The following is a 24,862-nucleotide window of genomic DNA, read 5'->3' on the forward strand; positions in this document are numbered from 1 at the left end:
GCGCGTAAGATAGCGGGCTGCTATGGCCCGGCGCCAGCGCCCTTTGCGGTTGCGCGGCCGAAGTCGTGGTTCTGGTTCCGCGTCATGTCGTCTCTTTCCTCTTCCGTGCGCCCCGGATTGTCGGGCGAAATCCGCACCACCGCCCTGCTCGCCGCGCCGCTGGTCGCCGGCCACGTGTCCACCGGCCTGATCGGCTTCATCGACAACGTCCTGGCCGGGCACCACAGCACGACCACGCTCGCGTCGGTCACCATCGGCACCGCGCTGTGGTGGCTGCCGATGATGATTCCGATCGGCACCCTGCTGTCGGTGCCGCCGTCGGTGTCGCAGCTCGACGGCGCCGGCCGCCGCGGCGAAATCGGCGCGCTGTTCCGTCAGGCGCTATGGCTGGCCTTGGGCCTGGGCGTGCTGCTGTTCGCCTTCCTGACCTTCATCCCGCACGCGCTGGCGCCGATGGGCATGGCGCCGGAGATCATTCCGGGCGCGCGCGACTTCCTGCACGGCATCCGCTGGGGCGTGTTCGCGCTGACCCTGTTCTTCTGCATGCGCTATATGGCCGAGGGCCTGCACTGGACCTTGCCGACCATGCTGATCAGCGCCGGCAGCCTGCTGGTGCTGCTGCCGATCGGCTACGTGCTGACCTTCGGCAAGCTCGGTTTCCCGGAAATGGGCGCCGGCGGCCTGGGCATCGCCTCGGCGATCATGCTGTGGATCGAGGCGATCGCGTTCGCGGTGGTGCTGTGGAAGGCCAAGCGCTTCGCCGATCTCAAACTGTTCGAGCGCTTCGATCCGCCGAACTGGCCGACCATCCGTGGCCTGCTCGCCACCGGTCTGCCGATCGGCGTGACCGTGCTGATGGAAGGCAGCTTGTTCATCGTCACCGCCCTGCTGATCGGCCGCCTGGGCGAAGTGCCCGCGGCCGCGCATCAGATTGCGATCAACCTGTCGGCGCTGTGCTTCATGATCCCGATGGGCCTGGCCGAGGCGACCACGGTGCGGGTCGGCCACTCGCTGGGCCGCAACGACCTGCACGGCGTGCGGCGCGCGGCCGCGGCCGGCTACGCGATCGTGCTGGGCACCCAGCTGGTGTCGGGCATCGTCTTGTTCAGCGCCAGCGACTTCCTGGTCGGCTTCTACACCGCCGATGCCGCGGTCGCGACCCTGGCCGCGTCGCTGCTGCTGTACGCGGCCGCGTTCCAGTTCCCGGACGGGATCCAGGTGCTGTCGGCCGGCGCCCTGCGCGGGCTCAAGGACACCAAGGTGCCGATGCTGCTGGCCGCCCTGGCCTACTGGGGCATCGGCATGCCGCTGGGCGCGGGCCTGGGCCTGGGTTGGGGCCCGAAGGGCATGTGGATCGGCCTGATCGCCGGCCTCACCGTGGCCTCGGTCCTGCTGTGCACCCGCTTCGTACGCTCCAGCCACCCGCGCCGGATCGCCGAGCGGGCCGCCCGCCAGGCCCCGCAGGCCCCGGCCCTGCAGGCCGAGGCCTGAATCCCGGGCCTGGCCCTGGCCGGCCCGGCCCGCCGGTCTTGGCCGTATGCGAAAAATCCGCGTTACGAATGGCGGATGAAGAAAAACCCCGGGTCGCGGTACGCTGCGTACGTCTAATGGAGTGTGCGCAATGAACGATACCTCGCGTCGCGGCCCGGTGGCCCGGTTTTTCGTCGGCCTCTGGGATGCGATGAATTTCACCCGCCGGCTGATCTTCAACCTGGTGTTCTTCACCTTGTTGTTCCTGTTCCTGATCGCCATGAGTTCGGCCGGGCGGATCAAACCGCTGCTGGAAGGCACCACCCTGGTGATCGCGCCAGAGGCCACCCTGGTCGAGCAGTACAGCAGCGACCCGGCCTCGCGCGCGCTCGGCAAGGCGCTGGGCGAAAAGGGCGGCGAAGTGCAGCTGCGCGACCTGCTGCGCGCGCTGGACGCGGCCAAGGACGACAAGCGCATCAACCGCGTGGTGCTGCGCCTGGACCAGCTCCAGGGCAGCGGCATGGCCTCGATGCGCGACGTCGCCGCCGCGATCGCGCGCGTGCGCGCGTCCGGCAAGCAGGTGATCGCCTTCAGCGAAGCCATGGATCAGAAGCAGTACCTGCTGGCCGCGCAGGCCAACGAGGTCTATCTGGATCCGATGGGCGGCCTGATGCTCGAGGGCCTGGGCCGCTATCGCCTGTACTACCGCCAGGGCCTGCAGGAAAAGCTCGGCGTCGACGTGCACCTGTTCAAGGTCGGCGAGTACAAGTCCGCAGCCGAGCCCTACGTGCTCGATGCGGCCTCGCCGGAAGCCAAGGAAGCCGACCTGTACTGGATGAACGACGTGTGGCAGCGCTACCTGGCCGACATCGCCAAGGCGCGCAAGCTCGACGCCGCCAAGATCGCCGCCGACATCGACCAGATGCCGGCCCAGATCGAGGCCGCGCAGGGCGATCTGGCCAAGTACGCCGTGCAGCAGAAGCTGGTCGACGGCCTGAAGACGCGCGAGCAGGTCGACGACCTGCTGATCGAGCGCGGCGTGGCCGATGAGGACGCCGAAGGCGGTTTCCAGCAGATTTCGTTGGACGGTTACCTCGCCCACCTCAACAACGCGGCGCTGTCGGCCGCGGCCGTCACCGGCCCGCAGATCGCGGTGGTGGTCGCCGAGGGCGAGATCAGCGGCGGCGAGCAGCCGCCGGGCACGGTCGGCGGCGTGTCGACCGCCGCGCTGCTGCGCGAGGCCCGCGACGACGAAAACGTCAAGGCGCTGGTGCTGCGCGTGGATTCGCCCGGTGGCGAAGTGTTCGCCTCCGAGCAGATCCGCCGCGAGATCGTCGCGCTCAAGGCCGCCGGCAAGCCGGTCGTGGTCTCGATGGGCGACCTGGCCGCTTCGGGCGGCTACTGGATCTCGATGAACGCCGACAAGATCTACGCCGATCCCTCGACCATCACCGGTTCGATCGGCATCTTCGGCATGATCCCGACCATCCCGCGCACCCTGGAGAAGATCGGCGTGCGCGCCGACGGCGTCGGCACCACCCGCTTCGCCGGCGCGTTCGACATCACCCGCCCGCTGGCGCCGGAAGTCGGCCAGGTGATCCAGTCGGTGATCGACAAGGGTTATCGCGACTTCACCGGCAAGGTCGCCACCGCGCGTAAGCGTCCGGTGGAAGAGATCGACGGCATCGCCCGCGGCCGCGTCTGGAGCGGCGCGCAGGCCAAGGAGCGCGGCCTGGTCGACGACTTCGGCGGCCTGCAGGTGGCGATCGAGGACGTGGCCAAGCGCGCCAAGCTGGGCAAGGACGAGTATCAGCTGCGTTACATCGAGAAGAGCGCGACCCCGTTCGAACGCTTCTTCACCGGCTTCGCCGAAAGCCGCATCGGCGCGGCCTGGCTGCGCAACGACTCCGATCTGGCGCGCAGCCTGATCGGCAAGGCCATGCCGCAGGCCGCGGCCGACCTGCGCTTCCTGCAAAGCTCGGTGCAGCCGACCCGCGGCGTGCCGGTGAAGTCGCTGGCCTATTGCTTCTGCGGGCTCTGAGTCCTGCGGCGCAACAAAAAACCCCGCTTCGGCGGGGTTTTTTGTTGCTGGAAGTCAGCGCGGAGAAGCGAGAAGTGAGCGCAGAGAAGCGAGAAGTGAGTGAGGGCAGAAGCTGTCGCTCGCTTCTCCGCGCTCACTCCTGCTTCAATTCGCCTGCGCTTCGATCGCGCCGCGCTGCTTATCCGCCGCCTCCAGCACATCCGCCTCCACCGCCTGCGCCTTCTGGATCGGTTGCTGGATGCTGTCGCGCAGCTGGGTGGCCTTGGGATCGACCGGGCGTTCCTTCTCCGGCGGCTGCGGCTTGGAGCAGCCGGCCGCCAGCAGCAGCGCCAGCGTGGCCGCGCCCAGCGGCGCCAGGCGGAGCGGGTTGGTGCGGGATATCGGTGAGCGCATCGCGGCATCCTCGTCGGTGACGCGGCTATGCTACGCCGGCGGCCGCGCGCGACAAGCGCAGGCCGCCGCAAAACGGCGACGCGGCGGCGATCGGCCGCACATTCGGAGGCGGAGGCAGGCATGGACCCCAAACGTTGGCGGCTGGACGGACAGTTGGCCCTGGTGACCGGCGGCAGCGCGGGCATCGGCCGCGCGATCGCGCGCGAACTGCTGGGCTTCGGCGCCGACGTGCTGCTGGCCGCGCGCGACATCGCCGCGCTGGACGCCGCGCGCGCCGAACTGCTGGAGGATTTCCCCGAGCGCGAGGTCCAGGCCTTCGTCGCCGACGTCGCCGACGACGAACAGCGCCGCGAACTGCTGGACTGGGTCGAGGACTTCGGCGAAGGCCTGCATATCCTGGTCAACAACGCCGGCGGCAACCTGGTGAAGTCGGCCACCGACTACACCGAGGACGAATGGCGGCAGGTGTTCGAGATCAACCTGTTCTCGGCCTTCGAATTGTCGCGCTACGCGCATCCGCTGCTGACCCGACACGCGGCGTCCAGCATCGTCAACGTCGGCAGCGTGTCCGGCGTCACCCATGTGCGCACCGGCGCGCCCTACGGCATGAGCAAGGCCGCGATGCACCAGATGACCCGCAACCTCGCGGTCGAATGGGCCGAGGACGGCGTGCGCGTGAACGCGGTCGCGCCCTGGTACATCCGCACCCGCCGCACCTCCGACAAGCTCGCCGATCCGGATTACCTGGACGAAGTGCTGCTGCGCACGCCGCTGGGCCGCATCGGCGAAGCCGAAGAAGTCGCCGCCGCGGTCGCGTTCCTATGCCTGCCCGCGGCCGGCTACATCACCGGCGAATGCATCGCGGTGGACGGCGGCTTCCTGCGCTACGGATTCTGAAGCGGGCGTGGCGCGACGCGCATAGAGCCACGCGGGCCCGCCGCTCCGCCTCCCCCTTTGAAAAAGAAGGATTGAGGGGAATTTGCTTTTAGAGCCACGCGAGCCCACCGCTCCGCCTCCCCCTTTGAAAAAGGGGGATTGAGGGGGATTTGCTTTTAAAGCCAGGCGAGCCCACCGCTCTGCCTCCCCCTTTGAAAAGGGGGATTGAGGGGGATTTGCTCTTGCCAGCACGCGCATCGCCGCGACGCGCGACAACCCAGCCTATTGCCCGCAAGTGCTCTCGCGCACGATCCGCCCCATGCGCTCGACGTCTGCCTGCGCGCCCGCGCGCTGATCGGCGGGGCCGAAGCGCAACTGCGACTCGGCCTGCCGCAGGCGCTGCCGCCAGCTCTCGCACAACGCGCCATCGGCGACGCGCTGGCACTGGTCGGTGACCATCTGGCAGGCGGCGCCCGCGCTGGGGCCGCCGTTGACGCCGTAGGTCTGCAGCGGCGCGCAGCGCTCGGGTTGGTCGCCCTTGTCGCTGAGGTAGCGGTCGTTGTCGAAGGTGCGGCACTCGAACAGGGTCGGCGGCGGCAAACGGTCGCTGACGGCGCTGTCGTCCCTTTGCGCCGTGCTGGCGGGCGGCGCGGCCGGCGCGGTGCTCGCCGGCATCGGCGTGGCGGGCGGCGATTTCGGCGCCGCGTTCGGTGGCGGCGCGGGCGCCGCCCCGATCGGGGTGACGAACGCGGGCGGCGTGGACGTGGTCGGCGCCGAGCCGATCACGCGCTTGTCCTGCTTGCTGCCCTTCGGACAGGGCACGTCGTTCTGCACCGTCAGCGCGCCGCTGGCGTCGGTGCAGCGATAGATCGTGACCTGCTGCGCCTGCGCGGCACCGGTCAGGGCCAGCAAAGCCAAACTCCACAGCAACCGCATCAGTACGCTCCGCAATCGTCGGCCAAGCGCGCATCGATGCCGCGCTGTTCGCTCTGGATGCGCACGCGCTCGCTCTGCAGCGCGCTGTTGTAGCGGCGGTCGAGCTCGTAGCGGCGGTCGCTCAAGCGCGCGCAGACTTCGCGTTGCGGCAGAGCGTGGCATTCGTCGCGTACCCAGGTGCCCGCAGGGTACGCGAATCCCACCCCCGGCGGCAGCGGACGCGGCGGACCGGGACGGAACTCGCTGGGCGGAGGCCGGCGCGCGCCGACGTTGTCGCCCAGCGGATTGCGGGTGGCGATCACCGGCATCAGTGTCCACAGCGGCACCCAGCGCGGATTACCCTCGGCGGTTTCGCTGGTGTAACGGTCGCCGTCGGGCGTCACGCACTCGTACATCGGGCGCGGCGTGTTGACCACGATCACCTGCGGGCGCGGCGCGGGCGCCGCGGCCGGCGCCGGCTCGGCGCGCGCGACCGCATCGGTCGGACGCGGCGGCGGATCGCGTGGCACCGTCATCGATCGGGTCTGCTGCTGCTCGCCGCGCGCGCAGGGCGTATCGCGCAGGCTGGAGCGGCCCTGGGCGTCGGTGCAGCGGTAGATCGTAACCTCGGCCGCCTGCGCGCTGCCGGCCAGGGCCAGCAGCGCGAACAGCAGGCAGGGGCGCGGACGCGGGTGCATGCGCGCATCTTGCGCCTGTGGTCCGCGGCGCGGAAGTCGATGCCGACGACGCGCGGGCCGCCGCGTTGACCGCCGTTCAGGCGCGCAGTATGGCGCCGCTGCGAGCATCGCGAATCCGGGTCGGCGTGCTCAGCCCGCCGGTCTCGCCGACGCTGACGCCGTCGACCAGGCCCAGCACGGCCGGGTCCAGGGCGGCGCGCGTGGGCGCGGGCGGGGCGCCGGCGAGGTTGGCGCTGGTCGAGACCAGGGCGCCGCCGAACGCGGCGCACAGCGCGATCACGCTGGGGTGCGCGCTGACCCGCACGGCGACGCCGTCGTGGGCACCGGTGATCCAGCGCGGCACGCGCGCGGTGGTGGGCACGATCCAGGTATGCGGGCCGGGCCAGGTCGCGTGCACGGCGGCGCGGCGTTCCGGCGCCAGCGCGTCCCAGTCGAGCAGGCCGTCGAACTGGCTCAGCTCGCCGGCGATCAGGATCACGCCCTTGTCGACCGGGCGCTGCTTGATCGCCAGCAGGCGCAGCAGGGCGGCCTCGTCGAAGGGGTCGCAGCCCAGGCCCCAGACGGCCTCGGTCGGGTAGGCGATCACGCCGCCACGGCGCAGCGCGGCGGCGGCGGCTTCGATGGTCAAATGCGCGGAGGTGTTCATGCGCGCAGTGTCGCATTCGGAGGTCGGGGCCGGAATGCATCGGAGGCCGCTTGCTGTGGGGTAGGAGCGGCGTGAGCCGCGATCCCGAAGCGAGGACAGTCGGCCGCCGGGGGCCAAGCAGGATTCGTGATTCGCGATGGCGGCCGAATGGCGCGGTCGTGGCTCGCGCCGCTGCTACCCAAAGCCAGGCGGCGCCGGCAAGCGACGCAGGGGCGAAACCCCTGCGTCGCGCGCGGCTCAGTAGGCGATCCAGGCGTCGCGCCAGGCCCAGCCGGTGCCGGGGCGGTAGGCCTCGGCGTCGATGTTGCACCAGGCGCCTTCGGGGAAGGGCTTGCAGGCGTAGAGCTTGCCGTCGCCGGCCTTGACCACGGTCTGTCCGGGCACGTACTGGCCGATGCCGGCCGGATAGACGTAGTCGTAATCAGGCGTGGGGCCCGGCGGTTCCGGCGGCTGCGGCGGATCGGGTAGACGCACGTCGATCTGGTGGGTGCGTCCCGTGCCGTTGAGGTAGACGCGGTTACCGGTGGCGGCGGGCACCGGCGTGATCGCGCCGTTCTGGAGCACGCCGATGCGCACGGTGCTGGCTTGCGCGTTCACGTTCTGCGCGACCCGCAGCGGCCAGGCCGCGGCGCTGGTCTGGCCGGCCATCAGCACGGTGTCGATGCGTTCGGCGTCGCTGCCGTTGGCGTTGAACACGCGCACGCTGACCGTGGTGCCGATCGGGTGATCGTTCTGCGCGGTCAGCGGGCCGGCGTCGCGCCATTGCGGGGGCGGAGGCGGATTGCCGCCGCCGGCGAACTTCACGTCCATGCAGGTGTAGAAGGCCTCGGTCGAATCCGAACGCTGCCAGGTGTTGTAGATCACGTGGCGGCCCGTGCGCTGCGGGACCGTGCACTGCAGGCGGTAGATGCCGCCGACCACGGGCGTGTTGCCGATGCTGCAGAAGTGCTCCAGGTCGTTCCAGCGCAGCGGCGTATTCGGATCCCAGCCTTCGCGGGTGATGTAGAACGCCCATTCGCGCGTGGCGTGCGGCGCGGTGCCGCGGAACTGGAACTCGTAGCTGCCGGCCGCGATGTCGGTGGTCTGCCAGTCGTCGCGCGCCAGGTCCAGGCCGCGGAAGGTCGCGTTGTTGCCGCTGCACAGCTTGCCGTCGGGCACCACCGCGCGGTGATTGTCGTTGGCGTTGGCCTGGTTGATGCTCATCCAGTCGTAGAACGCCTGGGTGCCGCCGACCTGGGTGGCGGCGCGACAGGCGGGATCGGTGGGATTCTCGATGTTGCCCTGCGCGCAGTAGTACACGCGGCTGTAGGGATGGATCATGGTGCCGTGCGCTTGCGCCGCGCCGTGCGGCCACAAGGCGGCCAGGGCGAGCGCGGCGGCGCAAGCGGCCTGCGTTCGCGTGTTGAGGATGGTCATGTCGACTCCCGACAAGAGTGGAAGGGTGGGTGGTGCCCCCTCGGTCAGGAAGTCCTGCGTCGCGCACGTCGCGGGACATGGCCGCGATCTGTTCTAGCGTTCGATAGTAGGGCGCGCGGACGCGCGAATCTGTGGCGCAGTTCGCTATGCGCTCACGCTTGTCGGGCGTGGAGCGCGTTCATGCGAGCGCGATGCGCAACGCGCGTGCGCTTGCACGCCATACCGGTGCGAACGTTTCGCGCGCGCCCGGCGCGGATGCGAAAAGCCCCGGACGGGCCGGGGCTTTGGTGGTCGTCGGCGTCGGATCGCGCGATCAGGAGGCTTTCTTGACCAGCTTCTTGGCGGTGCTGATCGGCTTCTTGGGCGGCGCCACGGTCTCGACCGCCTTCACCGGCGCTGTCTTGGCCGCGGTCTTCTTGGTCGCTTTCTTCGCGGTCTTCTTGGCGGCTTTCTTGACCGCCTTCTTCGCCGCCGGCTTCTTTTCCGCGGTCTTCTTGACCGCCGCCTTCTTGGCCGGCGCGTCCTTCTTGGCCGCGGTCTTCTTGCCGAAACGCCCGCGCATCGGCTTGCCGGTCTCTTCCATCAGCTTGACCACTTCCTCCAGCGTCAGCGACGCCGGCTCGCGGTCCTTGGGAATACGGCCGTTGAGCTTGCCGTCGCTGATGTAGGGGCCGAAGCGGCCGTTGAGGACCTGGATCTCGCTGCCTTCGAATTCCTTGATGATGCGATTGCGCGCGATCTCTTCCTTCTCTTCGATCAGGAACACCGCGCGCGCCAGGTCGATCGTGTACGGATCGTCTTCCTTCTTCAGCGAGGCATAGGTGCTGCCGCGCTTGGCGAAGGGGCCGAAGCGGCCGATGCCGACGCTGACTTCCTCGTCCTTGTCCTGGCCCAGCTTGCGCGGCAGCTTGAACAGCTCCAGCGCGTCGTCCAGGCCGATGGTGTGCATGCTCTGGCCCGGGCGCAGCGAGGCGAAGGTAGGCTTGTCCTCGTCCTCGGCGGTGCCGATCTGCGCGTACGGCCCGTAGCGGCCCAGACGCACGCTGACCGGCTTGCCGCTCTTGGGGTCGGTGCCGAGCTCGCGCGCGCCGGTGGCCTCGCTGCGATCGACCGATTCCTTCTTCTCCTCGACCAGCTTCTTGAACGGTTCCCAGAACCGCTCCATCAGCGGCACCCAATCCTCTTCGCCGCGCGAGACCGCGTCGAGCTCGTCCTCGAGCTTGGCGGTGAAGTCGTAGTCGACGTACTGGGTGAAGTGGCCGGACAGGAACTTGGACACCGCGCGGCCGACGTCGCTGGGACGGAAGCTGCGGCTTTCCAGTTCCACGTACTTGCGGAACAGCAGGGTCTGGATGATCGAGGCGTAGGTGGAGGGACGGCCGATGCCGTATTCCTCCAGCGCCTTGACCAGCGCCGCTTCGGTGTAGCGCGCCGGCGGCTGGGTGAAGTGCTGGTCGGTGTGGATGCGGTCCAGCGGAATGCGGTCGCCGGTCTTCATCGACGGCAGCTTGCGGCCTTCGTCCTCGTCCTCGGCGGCCTTGCTGTCCTTGCCTTCCTCGTACACGGCCAGGAAGCCCGGATCGATCACGGTGGTGCCGCTGGCGCGGAAGCTGTGCTCGCTGCCCGCGGCCAGATCGACCGATACCGTGTTGAGCGTGGCCGGCACCATCTGCGAGGCGACGGTGCGCTTCCAGATCAGTTCGTACAGGCGGCGGGCGTCGTCGTCGAGGAAGCGCGACACCTGCGAGGGCGTGCGCAGCGCCGAGGTCGGGCGCACCGCTTCGTGCGCCTCCTGGGCGTTCTTGGATTTGGTCTTGTAGACGTTGGGCTGGTCGGGCAGGGCGCGGGTGCCGTAGTCGCGCGCGATCACGTCGCGCAGTTCGACCAGGGCATCGGCGGACAGCGCGACCGAGTCGGTACGCATATAGCTGATCAGGCCGACGGTGCCTTCGTCGCCGATCGCCACACCCTCGTACAGCTTCTGCGCGACCTGCATGGTGCGCTTGGTGGTGAAGCCGAGCTTGCGCGCGGCCTCCTGCTGCAGGGTCGAGGTGGTGAACGGCGGCGCCGGACGGCGCTTGCGCTCCTTGCTGGCCACATCGGTGACGTGCAGGGCGCCGTTGGCGGCCGCGACGATGCGCTTGCGCGCGTCCTCGGCGGTGTCGCCCTGGGTGATGGTGAACTGCTCGAACTTCTTGCCGTCCAGCTTGGCCAGCTTGGCGGTGAAGGTCTGGCTGGGATGCGCGCACTCGGCCTCGATGGTCCAGTACTCGCGCGCGACGAAGGCTTCGATTTCCTCCTCGCGCTCGACGATCATGCGCAGCGCGGGCGACTGCACGCGACCGGCGGACAGGCCGCGCTGGACCTTGCGCCACAGCACCGGCGAGAGATTGAAGCCGACCAGGTAGTCCAGGGCGCGGCGCGCCTGCTGGGCATCGACCAGGTCGCCGGCGATCGCGCGCGGGTGGTTCATCGCTTCCTTGATCGCGCGCGGCGTGATTTCGGTGAACACCACGCGCTGCAGCGGCTTGCCTTCGAGCAGGCCGCGCTCGCGCAGGATCTCGCCGATGTGCCAGCTGATCGCCTCGCCTTCGCGGTCCGGGTCGGTCGCCAGAAACAGGTTGTCGGCGCTCTTGGCGGCCTTGGCGATCGCATCGACGTGCTTTTCGTTCTTCTCGATGACGGCGTAGTCCATCGCGAAGTGGTTGTCCGGATCGACCGCGCCTTCCTTGGGCACCAGATCGCGGACGTGGCCGTAGGAGGCCAGGACGGTGAAGTCCTTGCCGAGGTACTTATTGATCGTCTTGGCCTTGGCGGGCGACTCGACGATGAGGAGGTTCTTGGCCATTGGAGCTCCGCAGGGGCCATTGCCGGCGCACTGCAACTGACTAACGCAAAGAAGGCTACGCCCGCGGCAATGAAGACGCGGGCGTTCAGGGTTTCCTTTTTTATTGGGACCATGCGGCGGCCCCGGCTGTCAAGCGCGGGGCGTTGCGAGTGCGACCGGGAGCCGCTTAGGACCGGGCTCCCATTCAGCTTCAGCCGTTCAGGTTCAGCGGCTGGCCAGGCCCACCGCGGCCAGCATGAACAGCGCGAACACCACGTACAGGGCGATCAGGACGCCGAAGATCACCAGGATCACGGTCGCGACCGTGCCCAGCTCGTGGCGCTGGCGCTCCGGATGGGCGGTGTAGGCCCACTGGTCCACCACCAGGGTGCTGGCCATCATGTCGTGCAGGCCGCGCTTGCGGTCGGTGAAGGCCACCATCAGCACGCCGATGCCCAGGGTCAGGCTGCTCAGCAGATAAGCGAAGAAGCGGCCGATGCCGCGCGCCAGGGTGATCCGGCCGCCGTTGTCGTCGACCACCTTGATGCCGATCGCCATCTTGCCCAGCGTGGCCTGCTTGGCCGAGGAATGGAACATGCCGAAGTACAGCGCCTGCATCGCCAGCGGCAGCAGGTAGACCAGGACCAGCAGGGCGATCGCGCCGCCGCTTTCGAACATGGTCTCGGGATTGCCGCTGAGGCCGGCGCCGATGCCGAAGAACACCATCATCAGGATCATCTGCAGGATGCCGCCGACGATGCCGACCACGAAGCCGTCGATCATGCTGGCGGCGACGCGCTTCCAGAAGCCGGCATAGACGACTTCGCCGCCCTGCACGACTTGCGCGGTCTCGGCCAGCGCCGCGCGCGGCGGGGCGTAGGGCGAGGCCGGTTCGGCGATCGCGTAGGGGTTGGCGTCGGCGTCCGGTGCGGCGTCTGCCGAGGCGGTCGCGAAGGTGGCCGCGGCCGGCGCGGGACGGCCGGCGCCGGGGATGATTTCGCCGATCATTTCGCGCCAGGGGCGCCAGGTTTCCATGCCTTCGCGCCAGACCAGGGTCTCGGGCGAGAGCTGGCCGTGGCTATGCAGCTGTTCCAGGTCTTCGGCGCGTACCGGGCCGTGGCGGTTGCGGTCGCTGTCGCTGTAGTACCAATCGGTCATGTCGGTTCAGCCGTTACTGATGGAGGTGCCCGGGCGGCAGGTGCCCGGTCGGTAGATGGCGGGCAGATCGCCGCCGCTGCAATCCCAGTCCACGCGGTCGCCCGTGGGGATGGCTTCGAACCAGATGGTCTTGCCGTCGACCTTCGGGCCGATGCCGCGCAGCTCGATTTCGAGCGCGCAGTGGCCGTTGCGCATGGTGCCGATCTTGATCTGCGCGGTGGTGGCGCTGGCGTAGTCGGTGGCCTCGCCGAAGCCGTCGTCGCCGTTGCTGGGGCAGCGCCCGTTGGCGGCCATATGCTCGGCCACCGCCAGCTTGACCGCATTGGCTTCGTTGAAGCTCTGCGCGGTCTTGGTGCGCAGGGTGTAGTCCTGGTACGCCGGCAGCGCGATCGCGGCCAGGATCCCGACCATCGGCACCGCCAGTACCGCCAGCACGATCACGGCGATCAGGCAGCCGGACATGCCGCGCTTGGGCGGCGCCGAATAGCGCACGTCGGTGCGCACGCTGCCGCTGCCCGCGCCGGCGGCGGGGCCGGCATAGGCGGTGCTGGCGCTGACGCCGATCGGGCCGCCCGGCGGCAGCGGCGGCGGCTTGGCGGTGTCTTGCTGGATGCCGTCCAGGCCGAGCTCCTCGGACAGACGGTCCAGCGGCTGCCATTCGCGCAGGCCTTCGCGCCATACCAGGGTGTCGCGCTGGATGCGGCGTTCGCGATAGCGCGCCTGCAGGTCTTCCGCGCTCAAAGGTCCGACACGGCCTTGCGCCGCATCGTGGTAATACCAATCCGCCATCTTCGCTCCCCCTGGAGTCGTCCTTGATGAGGCGCAGCCACGGAGTCGACGCCGCGCGGCGCCTCCCCAGGCGCCGCGCGCTTGATTCGTGCGCGCTTAATGTACCGGTTCGGGCTCGTCCTCGAACATCTGGGTCTCCATCCAGGCGTAGGCCGCTTCCGACCCCGGCTGGTTGAACAGCACCATCAGCACGACCCATTTGAGGTCGTCCAGATCGAGCTCGTCCTGATCCAGCGCCATCGCGCGGTCCAGCACCAGTTCGCGCTGGTCGGCGTCGAGGATGCCGTGCTGTTCCAGGAACATCAGGAAACCGCGGCATTCGACATCGAGCTTGTCCAGCTCGGGGCCGAAGTAGATGCGGGTCGGGCCGTTCGCGCGCGGCGCGCTGACGCCCGGCCGCTGTTGGGCCAGCGCATCGAGCCACTCGAAGGCTTTGTTGATTTCGGCGGGACTGAAACCGGCCTGGCCCAATTCGTCGAACAGGGGGCCGCTGCGGAGCGAATCGCGGTCGCGGACCAGGTCCGCATCGTCGGTGAAGTAATGCTCGAACAGGTACAGCAGGACGTCCAGGATGCTCTCTTTCATTTCCCTCGGCCTGCGCCGCATGCGGCGCGGTGGGTCCGGAGTGGCTGACGACCGCTGGGCCCCTGCACAGAGAGTGGCTCAGCGGTTGCGGAAGTAACGGCCGTGTTGCGCCGCTACGCGACCCTCAAGCTCCATGAGCAGCAGCATGGAGGACAGTACGGCAGGCGTCAATCCGGTCCGCTCGACCAGGCGATCCATACCGGTGGGGTCGTGGCCGAGCGCGTTCCACAAGGACTGGTAGTCGCGATCATCGAGGCGTTCATCCTGAACGGGCCTCGTGACGAGCGTGTGGCCGCACTGTATGGGGGCGTTCAGACGCAGCCGCAAGTCGGCGGCCAGCTCCTGGGCCAGCGGCGCCAGGGCGACGGTCAGCTCCACCGCGCTTTCGACCAGGGCGGCGCCGTCGCGGATCAGGCGATGGCAGCCGCGCGCGAGCGGGTTGTGGATGGAGCCGGGCAGGGCGAACACCTCGCGCCCGGCCTCGGCGGCCAGACGCGCGGTGATCAGCGCGCCGGAGCGTTCGGCCGCCTCGACCACCAGTGTGCCCAGGCTGAGGCCGGCGATGATGCGATTGCGCGAGGGGAAGTGCGAAGGCCGGCCCTGGGTGCCCGGCAGGTGTTCGCTGACCACCGCCCCGACCTCGGCGATGCGCGCGTGCAGGGCGGTATTGGCGCGCGGATAGGCCAGGTCCGGCCCGGTGCCGAGCACGGCCACGGTCAGCCCCTCCGCGTCCAGCGCGGCCTGGTGCGCGGCGGCGTCGATGCCGGCCGCGAGCCCGCTGGTCACGCCCAGGCCGGCGCCGGCGAACGCGCGCGCGAAGTCCGCGGCGTTGTCGCGCCCGCCCGGGGTGGGCGCGCGGCTGCCGACCACGGCCACGGCCGGGTGCCACAGGCGGACCGGATCGCCGGCCACGAACAGGGCCAGCGGCGGATTCGGCGCGCGCCGCAACAGCGCGGGGTAGTCCGGATGCCGCCAGCCGAGCAGGTGGTGGCCGGGCCGGTCCAGCCAGGCCTGGGCGCGCGCCGACACGGCCGCGTCCGGGGCCTGCAGGGCCGCGATCTGGGCCGGGTCCAGCCCGGCCTGGCGCCAGGCCGCGGGGCCAGCCGCGAGCGCGGCGGCGGGGCTGGCATGGCGCTCCAGCAGGGTCCGGCGCGGCGCGCAGGGGCCGTCGGCGGCGACGAGGGCGATCAGGGCGTGGCGGTCGGCGGCGGTTTCGGGCATGCGCACAGCCTGGCCCGGAAACGACGACGGCGCCCTAGGGCGCCGTCGCTGCTTGCTGTAGGAAAACGCCCCGGCCTGCGGGGCGCCCCGATCAGTACGGGGCGTCCGGATGCTTGAGCTCGTAGCCGACCCGGGTCGGGCGCACGCCTTCCATGACCAGGCCGTAGCTGACCTTGTCGAAGGTGCGGAAGATCATCACGTGGCCGGCGTATTCGTCGGGCACGCGCACCTTGTTGGCGCGGCCGACGGTGTCCTCGGAGCGCTCCGCGCCGACCTTGACCCGGTCGACCACGTTGCGGCCGACGCGCCAGGTCGACAGCACGGTGCCGTTATCGATGCCGTCCAGACGGCCCACCGACAGGGCGACCACGTCGCGCGCGCCGCCGCTGGTGAGCTGGTCGGCCACCGCCAGGACGCGGGCGTGACCGTACTGGAGCTCCTGCTTCGGCGGGTGCGGGAAGAACTGCAGGTCGTAAGGTTGGGCTTCGACCGGGATCAGACGGTCGCCGACCCGGACTTCGCGGCCGGCATCGTCGATCACCAGCGTGCTGGCGCCGACGCCGCCGACTTCGCCGCGGCTCACGGTGCCCGTGGTCAGCTGCATCAGCTCGTAACCGAGCAGATCGCCGCGGCCCTGGGGCAGGGTGGAGTCGGTCCACAGGGCCTGGAACCCGGGCGGGTTGCGGCCGTTGAAGTCCAACTCGTGGCTGCGCAGGGTGGTGACGCGACCGTTCACGTCGCAGCACTTTTCCTTGGTGAGGCGGGTGTAGCGCTGGGTCGGGCGGACCACGGCGTAACGCTGCCCGGCCTCAGCGCCTGCCAGGCCCTTGATGTAGGCGACCTGGCCTTGGGAGCCGCGCAGGCGGTCTTCTTCCAGGCTGACCACATAGGGCAGCTGCTCGAAGCTGTCGACCACGCGCAGGTTCTTCAGGAACGGCTCGACCTGATCCAGCGGGATGCCGGTGACCGGGGCTTCCTGGCGCGGACCGGGCTGCACGCCCAGGCGGTCCAGGTAGGCCAGCGAGATCACGTCGCCCGGGTAGATCAGATGCGGATTCTTGATCTGCGGGTTGGCCTGCCAGATTTCCGGCCACAGCCACGGACGCTTAAGGAAACGACCGGCGATGTCCCACAGGGTATCGCCCCGCTTGACTACGTAGGTGTCGGGGTGACCGCCCTGCATCTCCGCCGCGAGGGCGTAGGTGGCGATCGTCAGCAACGCGGCGGTTGCAACCGCGCGGAATGGTTTAAACATGGCGGCCATCTACCTGATTCCCCTTGCAGGTTTGCCCTTTGCGGGCCTCGGAACTATAGCCCAGAAGAACCCCGTGCTTGCAAGCTTTCGAGGCCCAAAACGGGGTTACAATCCCCTTCTTGCTTGTGTATGTGACCAACGCCCCCATTTTTTTCGACGCTATGTCTCTGTTGCCGATCCTTGAATTTCCCGACCCGCGGCTGCGCACCAAAGCCGTGCCGGTCGACCCTGCCCACGTCACCGAGCCGGCGTTCCAGACGCTGCTCGACGACATGTTCGAGACCATGTACGAGGCCCCGGGCATCGGTCTGGCGGCCAGCCAGGTCGACGTGCACCAGCGCTTCATGGTGATAGACGTGTCCGAGGAGCACGACCGGCCGTTGGTCTTCATCAACCCCGAAATCGTGGCCAAGGCCGGCGAGCAGGTCTACCAGGAAGGCTGCCTGTCGGTGCCCGGCATCTTCGCCGACGTGACCCGCGCCAACGAGATCACGGTGCGCGCGATCGGCCGCGACGGCCAGCCCTTCGAGTTGCAGATCGACGGCTTGCTCGCGGTCTGCATCCAGCACGAGATGGACCACCTCGACGGCAAGCTGTTCGTCGACTACCTCTCGCCGCTGAAGCGCGAGATGGTGCGCAAGAAGCTGGCCAAGCAGCGCAAGCTCGCCGGCGACGCGGCGTAAAGGCCGCTCGCGCGGCGAACCCGCCGCGCGCCGCGCCGATCGCCTGCCGACGGCGCTAACACGATGCCGCACGTCGCCCGCAGCGTGGGCGGCCTGTCGCGTTTCCCGCATTCGCCCGGCGCGCGGCGCGCAACGCGCCCGCCGCAAACGGCATGCTAGTCCCCGGACCTCCGCCGCACGGACGCGTCCGTAATCCCGCTTCCGGAGTTTGCGCATGTCCCTGAGGATCGTCTTCGCCGGTACGCCCGATTTCGCCGTGCCCAGCCTGCGCGCCGCCGCGCAGCGCAACGAAGTCGTGGCCGTGTACACCCAGCCCGACCGCCCGGCCGGGCGCGGGCGCGAGCTCACGCCCTCGCCGGTCAAGCGCGAGGCGCTGTTGCGCGGCATCCCGGTGCTGCAACCGGAGAACTTCAAGGCCGCGATCTCGCGCAAGGCGCTGCGCGCGCTGGAGCCCGATCTGATGATCGTGGTCGCCTACGGCCTGATCCTGCCGCAGTCGGTGCTCGACATTCCCGTCCGCGGCTGCTGGAACGTGCATGCCTCGCTGCTGCCGCGGTGGCGCGGCGCCGCGCCGATCCAGCGCGCGATCGAGGCCGGCGACCGCGAGACCGGCGTATGCCTGATGCAGATGGAAAAGGGCCTGGATTCCGGCCCGGTGCTGCTGGCGCAGACCACCGAAATCGGCGAGCAGGAAACCGGCGGTCAGTTGCACGACCGCCTGGCCGAACTGGGCGCGCAAGCGATCCGTGACGGTCTGGGCCTGCTGCGCGCGGACCTGTACCCGCGTCCCTGGGCGCAGCCCGAGGAGGGCGTGACCTACGCCCACAAGCTGGACAAGGCCGAAGCGCGACTGGATTGGAGCCAGCCCGCGATCGCGCTGGCGGACAAGGTGCGCGCCTTCAATCCCTGGCCGATGGCCGAGGCGGTGCTGGCCGGCGAGCGCGTGCGCCTGCACGGCGCGGTCGCGCTGTCGCTGGACCACGGCGCCGATCCGGGCACGGTGCTGCAGGCCGGTCGCGACGGCATCGACGTCGCCTGCGGCGAAGGCGCGCTGCGCATCCGCGTGCTGCAGCGCGACGGCGGCAAGGCCATCACCGCCGCCGACTACCTCAACGGTCGCCGCGACCTGGCGGTCGGCGCGTGAACGCCGCCAGCGGCGCCGAAAGCCGCGCGGTCGCCGCGCGCGTGCTCGATGCGGTGCTGCACCGCGGCCGCTCGCTCAAGCCCGAACTCGCCAACGCGCTGCCCGCGCTGAAGGACGCGCGCGACCGCGCCCTGGTCGAGGCGATCTGCTTCGCCGTGCTGCGCCGTCCGGCGCGCTACGAGGCCGCGCTCAAGGCCTGGATGCCGCGCCCGCTGGGCAAGCGCGACAGCGACCTGCGCGCGCTGCTGTTCGTCGGTTTCGCCCAACTCGATCTGGCCCTGCCCGCGCATGCCGCGGTCGCGGCCACGGTCGACGCCGCACGCGCGATCGGCCGCAGCCATCAGGCCGGCCTGGTCAACGCGCTGCTGCGGCGCGCGCAACGCGACGGCCTGCCCACGGTCGAGGCGCATGCGCATTGGCCGGCTTGGCTGCGCGCGCGCCTGCGCCACGATTGGCCCGAGGACGAGGCCGCGATCCTGGACGCCAGCACCAGCGCGCCGCCGCTGTGGCTGCGCGTCAATCGCCAGCAGGGCGGGCGCGACGGCTATCGCGCGCGTCTGGACGAAGCCGGCCTGGTCGCCGGCGTCGACGAAGCCTTGGCCGATGCGCTGCGGCTGGATGAGGCGGTCGCGATCGCCTCGCTGCCTGGATTCGCCGACGGCGCGGTCTCGGTGCAGGACGGCGCCGCGCAACGGGTCGCCGACGCGCTCGCGCCGCCCGCCGGCGCGCGCGTGCTCGACGCCTGCGCCGCGCCCGGCGGCAAGGCCGCGCATCTGCTCGAACGCGACCCCACGCTGCGCCTCACCGCGCTGGACGTGGACGCGGCGCGTTTGAACACGGTGCGCAGCGGCTTGGCGCGCTTGCGCCTGGGCGCGGATGCGCGTCTGCTCGCGGCCGACGCGTCGGATCTGGCCGCCTGGTGGGACGGGACGCCGTTCGATGCGGTGCTATTGGACGCGCCGTGTTCCGCCACCGGTATCGTGCGGCGCCAGCCCGATGTGCTGATGCACCGGCGCGAAACCGACATCGCGGCGGTGACGGCGTTGCAGGCGCGTCTGCTCGATGCGCTGTGGCGGACTGTGGCGCCTGGCGGCGTGCTGCTGTACGCGACCTGCTCGATCCTGAAGCAAGAGAACGAGGATCAGGTGCGCGCGTTCCTGGCGCGCACGCCGGACGCGGCTGCGGATGCGCTGGACGCGAGCTACGGCCACGACCGCGAAGTCGGCCGGCAACGTTTGCCGGGCGAGATGGGCTACGACGGGTTCTTCTACTCGCGCTTGAGGAAGGCCGCGCGGTAGCGGCGGGTGTTGCTGCCCGCTACCGCTGTCCCGAAGTTGTAGCCATCCTGCACCGTTATTCTTGCCTAGGCGTGGATCCCGTTCCGTAGGATGCAGCGCCTACAGGCAAACGGCGTCGCATATCGCCACCTCCTCTCAGGGGCGCTTTCCGTAAGAGCGGCGCAAGCCGCGACCGCGAATCCCGGCCACGTTGCTCGTTCCGGGTTGGACCGGCCTTCTGTGGGAGCGGCGTAAGCCGCGATGGCGAACTCCGGCTACAGCGCTGGCCGGGGTTTTGTTGAGATCCGCTAGCATCGGACTTGCTTTGGATCAAGGGCTAGCGCCTGCTGCGCATGTGCGTCACTTGCTTTTGCTCCTGGCTCCCTCCTTTGGAAAAGGAGGGTTGGGGAGGATTTGCTGTTGCTTTGCTTTCTTCTTTTCTGACCGAAGATCAAAGGCTTCCGCCTGCTGCGCATGCGGGTCACTTTCTCTTGCCCCTAGCTCCCTTCTTTATCAAAGGGTGAAGCCGTGCGGCTTACGAACCGCAGGTTCGTGCACGGGTGAACGCCAGCAGGCTGTGCCTGCTGGCCGGGCGGGTTGGGGAGGATTTGCTGTTGCTTTGCTTTCGTCTTTTCTGACCGAAGGTCAACGGCTTCCGCCTGCTGCGCATGCGGGTCACTTTCTCTTGCTAGCCCAAGAGAAAGTAACCAAAGAGAAGGGCTAGCGTGACCAACCCTCCCCTGCGAGTTCGNAGGTCAACGGCTTCCGCCTGCTGCGCATGCGGGTCACTTTCTCTTGCTAGCCCAAGAGAAAGTAACCAAAGAGAAGGGCTAGCGTGACCAACCCTCCCTTGCGAGTTCGGTGCCTGCGCCGGGATTTTTCGAATGGACGTCCCTGTCCATTCGAAAAACGGCGCGCGTCCTGCGCGCCGCCCTTCGGGTCTACGACTGGTCGTGTAAGTGCGGGGCTTTTGGATTTGAATGCCGCGGCAACGGCAACGGCAACGGCAACGGCAACGGCAACGGCAACGGCAACGGCAACGGCAGGCACAGGTACAGGTACAGGTACAGAGCCACAACCACGAGAGTAAGTGCAGGAGTGGCGGTGGGGTGCGGTCGCGATCGCGGGGCTGGGTTCTTGGGGCGTTTGGCAATGGCTGAGACAGCGCGCGGGCCCCACGTCCGCCCGCCGAGTCCGCCGGGTCCTGAACGTTTCTCCGACATCCGCCCACGGCTTCGCGGCTATCATCCCGCGCATGCAGAATTCGACCCGCTCCCGCGACACCTGGTTGTTCTGGATCATCGCCCTGCTGGTGCTGGGCGCCGGCCTCGGGCTGCGCGATCCCTGGCCGGCCGATGAGCCGCGGTTCACCCTGGTGGCCAAGCAGATGGTCGAAAGCGGGGACTGGCTGTTCCCGCATCGCGGCGTCGAGTTGTACTCGGATAAGCCGCCCTTGTTCATGTGGCTACAGGCCGCGGCCTACACCGTGTTTCGCGATTGGCGGGTAGCCTTCCTACTGCCCTCGCTGCTCGCCGCGCTAGGTACCTTGTGGTGCGTGGTCGATCTCGGCCGGCGCCTGTGGACGCGCAAGGTCGGGCTGTACGCGGGCTGGGCGCTGTTGTTCGCGTTCCAGTTCACCTGGCAATCCAAGAAGGCCCAGATCGATCCGCTGGTGGTGTTCTGGATCACCCTGGCCAACTACGGCCTGCTGCGGCACGTGCTGTCCTGGCGCAAGGACGGCGGCGGCGACTGGCGGATGTGGACCCTGGCCTGGGCCGCCGCCGGCCTGGGCACGATCAGCAAGGGCGTGGGCGCGATCGCGCTGCTGATGCTGGTGCCGGCCGGTATCGCCTCGCTGCGCGGCTGGCGCGTGCGCGTGCAGGCCGGCAACTGGCGGTTCTGGTTGGGCCCGCTGGCGTTCGTGGCCGCGGCCTGCGTGTGGCTGGTGCCGATGGTGATCGCCGCGACCACCAACGGTTCGCCCGAATACCGCGCCTATATGGACGACATCCTGCTGCGCCAGACCGCCAAGCGTTACGGCGCGTCCTGGGACCACGGCCAGCCGCCGTGGTACTTCCTGGAGGTCGTGCTGACCATGTGGCTGCCGACCATGCTGGCGCTGCCCTGGGCGCTGCCGGCGTGGTGGCGCCGCCTGCGCCGGCGCGATCCGCGTTACCTGCTGCCGCTGGCCTGGTGGCTGTTGGTGCTGGTGTTCTTCACCCTGCCCAACGGCAAGCGCGACATGTACATCCTGCCGGCGCTGCCGATGGTGTGCCTGGCGCTGGCGCCGCTGCTGCCGGGCATCGTGCGCAAGCTGTGGCCGCGCCGCATCGCCGCCGGTTTCAGCTGGCTGTTCGCGCTGGGCCTGTTGGGCCTGGGCGCGGCGATGTGGTTCGGCAACCCCGGTTTCGAACGCAAGCTGGTCGCCGAGCGCGGCATCGCCGAGGGCGCGCATGCGATGGCGGCCAGCCTGATGGCGGTCGGCGTGTGGGGCTTGGCCAGCCTACTGTGGTTCGGTCCCAAGCGTCCGCTGGCGGCGATGGTGTCGCTGCTGACCGGCCTGTGGGTCGGCTTCGGCCTGCTGATGGCGCCGCTGCTCAACGACTCCTCGTCCGCGCGCGGCCTGATGACCGAGGTGGGTCAGAAGATCGGACCGAACGCGGAGCTGGCCCTGGTCGCCTGGCGCGAACAGAACCTGCTGATGGCCGACCGCCCGGCCACCACCTTCGGCTTCAAGCTCGACTTCAAGGAGCAGATGCGCCGCGGCCTGGCCTGGCAGGCGCAGCGCCAGGACTCGCGCTGGCTGCTGGTGCAGGACGTGGCCTTGGATGCCTGCGTGGACGAAACCAAGACCACCCACATGGGCAACGCCAACCGCCGCGGCTGGACCCTGGTGCCCGGCGCGGCCATCCACGCCTGCGCCATTGATCGCGAATAAGGGGCGGGGTTCTCGCCCTGGCGCGTTGCGTGACCCGGTGGGAGCGGCGTGAGCCGCGATGAAGGGCGGCGATGACGCCAGCCTCGAGCCCGTCTTGTGAAACGCCGTTCGGGCCGGGCTCTCTCGGGGCGAAAGCGCCGCCTGCGGTGGCATCGCGGCTCACGCCGCTCCCACAGAGAGCCGGCCGCATCGTCGCGCCGATCCACGCTTGCGCTATCGATCGCGAATGAGAGGCGCGGATTTCCGCCCTCCACAACGACCTGCCCCTGTGGGAGCGGCGTAAGCCGCGATGAGCTGTGGCAACGACGCTAGCCGCGAATCCGTTTCGCGAAACGGGTCCAGCATGGTCTCGCGCTTGGGACAAATTCGCCGCCTGCGACGGCATCGCGGCTCACGCCGCTCCCACAGAGAGCCGGCCGGATCGTCGCGCCGATCAACGCTTGCGCTATTGATCGCGAATGAGAGGCGCGGATTTCCGCCCTCCACAACGACCTGCCCCTGTGGGAGCGGCGTAAGCCGCGATGAGCTGCGGTAACGACGATAGTCGCGAATCCGTTTCGCGAAACGGGTCCAGCATGGTCTCGCGCTTGGGACAAATTCGCCGCCTGCGGCGGCATCGCGGCTCACGCCGCTCCCACAGAGAGCTGGCCGTATCCCACAGAAAGCGGGCCGTATCCCACAGAAAGCGGGTCGTGTCCCACAAAAAACGGGCTGTAGGATGCGGTGAGCCGCAGGCGAACCGCATCTTCGCGCCAAATCGGATGCCCGCGTCGTCGCGGCCATCGCCGCGCGCCGCCGCGACCGCCGTCGACAAGCACGGCGCTCGGCAGCGCGGGTCCCCTATCGGTTACTGCGCCCGCAAATCCGCCAACGGCGCCGCCGCGAACTCCGCCAGATGCCGATCCAGCCCCACCGGCGCGCGCACCCGCCCGCTGGCCCTGGCTTCTGCCAGCAGCGCATCGTTGGGGCTGTCGCCGTCGTCGTGGCGTTCGCGGTGGTACAGATGCGTGGCCAGGCCGGCGAAGCGCAGCGAGCGTCGTTCCAGGCCGGCGTGAAACGCGCGAACGGCCAGGTCCTTGTCCTCGCGACCCCAGCCTTCGTAGCGCTCGTCGAAGCCGTTGAGCGCGACCAGATCCTCGCGCCACCAGCCCTGGTTGCAGGTCTTGATAGCCGCGGTGCTCTGGCCGCGCGTGCCGCGCAGCGACAGCGCCGCCAGCGGCGGGATGCGCAGGGTGTGGCGGCGCCGGGTCAGCCCGCGGTCGAAGAAGCCCAGCGCCTGGGTTTCGCCCGACAGCAGACGGTCGCGGCCGAGTTCGTCGGTGAGCACGCGCTGGCCCTGCACGAAGCTGCCCGCCTGCGCCGCGCGCAGATGATCGGCGACGAATTGCGGGTGCGCGAGCATGTCGCCGTCCAACAACAGCACGTAGTCGCCGGAGGTGGCCGCGATCGCGCGATTGCGCGCCAGGGCGACGCGGAAGCCGCGGTCCTCCTGCCAGCTGTGGCGCAGCGGCACCGGATAGTCGCGTGCGGTCGCAGCGATCAGCGCGCGGGTGTCATCGCGCGAGCCGTCGTCGGCCACCACCACCTCGTAGGGCAGGCGGCGCTGGCGGGCGAGCGCGCCCAGGGCCAGTGCCAGCGCATCGGGCCAGTTGTAAGTGGTGATGACCACGCTCGCGCGCGGGGCGGTGGATGCGTTCATGGCTCGGAGGTGGTGACGGGCTGACGGTTCTGCAACATCCACAGCATGATGGTTTTCTGGCGCACGTAGTTGGCGCGCACGTAGGCGTAGACCAGGCCGTGCCAGCCGTCCAGGAAGCCCAGGCGCAGCACGTAGCCGCGCCAGAAGCGCCAGGCCGGCGCCAGCACCAGCTTGCCCAGGGTGGCGCGCTTGCCGCGCGCGTAGTCGTGTTCGGCCATCATCCGCGCGTAGCGTTGGGTCTTGGCCAGCTGCTGTTCCAGCGAGCGGTAGGGGTAGTGGATCAGATCGCCCGGCAGGGTCCGCACCGTGCCGTCGACGCTGGCAGCCTCGTGCACCTCGCGCTGGCCGCGCCAGCCGCCGCGGCGACGGTCGAACAGGCGTAGCACCCGGTCGGGGTAGGCGTTGCCGTGGCGCAGGAACTTGCCGAAATACTCCGACAGGCGCGCGAAGCGGTAGCCGGCCGCGGCGGCGAAGCCCGTCGCCTGTTCGGCCTGGATCGCCGCGCGCAGGGCCTCGTCGACGCGCTCGTCGGCGTCCAGGCACAGCACCCAGTCGTGCGCGGCCTGCTCGATCGCGAACTGCTTCTGGCTGCGGAAACCGTCGAACGGGCGCTGCAGCACGCGCGCGCCGGCCGCGCGCGCGATCTCGACCGTGGCGTCGGTGGAGTACGAGTCCACCACCACCACCTCGTCGCAGAATGCCAGCGAGGCCAGGCAGTCGCCGATGCGATCGGCCTCGTTGAACGCGATGATGCAGGCCGAAAGCTGGCAAGATGCCTGCGCCGCGCGCGCTTGCGCGCCCGCGGCGGCCACGTTCGATTCAGTCCGGGAT

The 24,862-nt window shown here is 69.4% G+C and carries 20 protein-coding genes; 7 read left to right on the forward strand and 13 right to left on the reverse strand.

Annotated features, from left to right (window positions below; translation table 11 throughout):
• Positions 1-84: 84 nt before the first annotated feature.
• Positions 85-1,491, forward strand: coding sequence for an MATE family efflux transporter (locus ASE43_RS08625; protein WP_057160177.1), 1,407 nt, complete (start codon positions 85-87; stop codon positions 1,489-1,491).
• Between the two features lie 130 nt (positions 1,492-1,621).
• A complete protein-coding gene (gene sppA, locus ASE43_RS08630; protein WP_057160178.1) occupies positions 1,622-3,511 on the forward strand; it encodes a signal peptide peptidase SppA in 1,890 nt (629 codons plus the stop codon).
• Between the two features lie 144 nt (positions 3,512-3,655).
• On the opposite strand, the gene ASE43_RS08635 is transcribed toward sppA, so the two are convergent.
• On the reverse strand, positions 3,656-3,904 hold the full coding sequence (locus tag ASE43_RS08635) for a hypothetical protein (protein ID WP_057160179.1): 249 nt from the start codon (positions 3,902-3,904) through the stop codon (positions 3,656-3,658).
• 120 nt (positions 3,905-4,024) lie between these two features.
• Here ASE43_RS08635 and ASE43_RS08640 point away from each other — a divergent pair, with 120 nt between their 5' ends.
• Positions 4,025-4,801, forward strand: a complete 777-nt coding sequence (locus ASE43_RS08640) for an SDR family oxidoreductase (RefSeq protein ID WP_057160180.1) — start codon at positions 4,025-4,027, stop codon at positions 4,799-4,801.
• Between the two features lie 261 nt (positions 4,802-5,062).
• On the opposite strand, the gene ASE43_RS08645 is transcribed toward ASE43_RS08640, so the two are convergent.
• The 10 genes from ASE43_RS08645 to ASE43_RS08690 form a co-directional block, all read right to left on the reverse strand.
• Positions 5,063-5,716 carry a DUF4124 domain-containing protein gene (locus ASE43_RS08645; protein ID WP_057160181.1) on the reverse strand — a complete coding sequence of 218 codons (654 nt, stop codon included), beginning with the start codon at positions 5,714-5,716 and terminating at the stop codon, positions 5,063-5,065.
• Positions 5,716-6,393, reverse strand: a complete 678-nt coding sequence (locus ASE43_RS08650) for a DUF4124 domain-containing protein (RefSeq protein WP_057160182.1) — start codon at positions 6,391-6,393, stop codon at positions 5,716-5,718. The genes ASE43_RS08645 and ASE43_RS08650 overlap by 1 nt, the downstream gene beginning before the upstream one ends.
• Before the next feature lie 76 nt (positions 6,394-6,469).
• Entirely contained in the window at positions 6,470-7,039 is a 570-nt protein-coding gene (locus ASE43_RS08655) for a Sua5/YciO/YrdC/YwlC family protein (RefSeq protein WP_057160183.1), read from the reverse strand.
• Positions 7,040-7,276: 237 nt separating this feature from the next.
• Positions 7,277-8,359: a lytic polysaccharide monooxygenase gene (locus ASE43_RS08660; RefSeq protein ID WP_235568715.1), complete on the reverse strand. Its 1,083-nt coding sequence runs from the start codon at positions 8,357-8,359 to the stop codon at positions 7,277-7,279.
• Positions 8,360-8,768: 409 nt separating this feature from the next.
• Entirely contained in the window at positions 8,769-11,303 is a 2,535-nt protein-coding gene (locus ASE43_RS08665; protein ID WP_082607190.1) for a DNA topoisomerase I, read from the reverse strand.
• A 204-nt stretch (positions 11,304-11,507) separates the two neighbouring features.
• Positions 11,508-12,440, reverse strand: a complete 933-nt coding sequence (locus ASE43_RS08670; protein WP_057160185.1) for an RDD family protein — start codon at positions 12,438-12,440, stop codon at positions 11,508-11,510.
• 6 nt (positions 12,441-12,446) lie between these two features.
• Entirely contained in the window at positions 12,447-13,229 is a 783-nt protein-coding gene (locus ASE43_RS08675; protein ID WP_057160186.1) for a GYF domain-containing protein, read from the reverse strand.
• 96 nt (positions 13,230-13,325) lie between these two features.
• Positions 13,326-13,814 (reverse strand): DUF494 family protein, encoded by a 489-nt coding sequence (locus ASE43_RS08680; RefSeq protein WP_056177988.1) that lies wholly within the window; start codon positions 13,812-13,814, stop codon positions 13,326-13,328.
• Positions 13,815-13,892: 78 nt separating this feature from the next.
• The gene (gene dprA / locus ASE43_RS08685; protein WP_057160187.1) at positions 13,893-15,035 is read right to left on the reverse strand and encodes a DNA-processing protein DprA; all 1,143 of its coding nucleotides are present in this window, start codon (positions 15,033-15,035) and stop codon (positions 13,893-13,895) included.
• A gap of 91 nt (positions 15,036-15,126) precedes the next feature.
• A complete protein-coding gene (locus ASE43_RS08690; protein WP_057160632.1) occupies positions 15,127-16,290 on the reverse strand; it encodes a LysM peptidoglycan-binding domain-containing protein in 1,164 nt (387 codons plus the stop codon).
• Between the two features lie 161 nt (positions 16,291-16,451).
• On the opposite strand from ASE43_RS08690, the gene def reads away from it, so the two are divergent.
• The 4 genes from def to ASE43_RS08710 all read left to right on the forward strand — a co-directional run bounded on the left by def (position 16,452) and on the right by ASE43_RS08710 (position 22,332).
• On the forward strand, positions 16,452-16,973 hold the full coding sequence (gene def, locus ASE43_RS08695) for a peptide deformylase (protein ID WP_056177991.1): 522 nt from the start codon (positions 16,452-16,454) through the stop codon (positions 16,971-16,973).
• 220 nt (positions 16,974-17,193) lie between these two features.
• Positions 17,194-18,117 (forward strand): methionyl-tRNA formyltransferase, encoded by a 924-nt coding sequence (gene fmt, locus ASE43_RS08700; RefSeq protein ID WP_057160633.1) that lies wholly within the window; start codon positions 17,194-17,196, stop codon positions 18,115-18,117.
• Positions 18,114-19,415, forward strand: a complete 1,302-nt coding sequence (rsmB, locus tag ASE43_RS08705; protein ID WP_057160188.1) for a 16S rRNA (cytosine(967)-C(5))-methyltransferase RsmB — start codon at positions 18,114-18,116, stop codon at positions 19,413-19,415. The genes fmt and rsmB overlap by 4 nt, the downstream gene beginning before the upstream one ends.
• A 1,234-nt stretch (positions 19,416-20,649) precedes the next feature.
• The gene (locus tag ASE43_RS08710) at positions 20,650-22,332 is read left to right on the forward strand and encodes a glycosyltransferase family 39 protein (protein WP_057160189.1); all 1,683 of its coding nucleotides are present in this window, start codon (positions 20,650-20,652) and stop codon (positions 22,330-22,332) included.
• Positions 22,333-23,179: 847 nt separating this feature from the next.
• Here ASE43_RS08710 and ASE43_RS08715 read toward each other — a convergent pair.
• Positions 23,180-24,031, reverse strand: a complete 852-nt coding sequence (locus tag ASE43_RS08715; RefSeq protein WP_057160190.1) for a glycosyltransferase family 2 protein — start codon at positions 24,029-24,031, stop codon at positions 23,180-23,182.
• Positions 24,028-24,843, reverse strand: coding sequence for a glycosyltransferase family 2 protein (locus ASE43_RS08720; RefSeq protein WP_057160191.1), 816 nt, complete (start codon positions 24,841-24,843; stop codon positions 24,028-24,030). The genes ASE43_RS08715 and ASE43_RS08720 overlap by 4 nt, the downstream gene beginning before the upstream one ends.
• Positions 24,844-24,862 lie beyond the last annotated feature (19 nt).

This window comes from Lysobacter sp. Root983 (genome assembly GCF_001429345.1).
Taxonomy (GTDB): Bacteria; Pseudomonadota; Gammaproteobacteria; order Xanthomonadales; family Xanthomonadaceae; genus Lysobacter.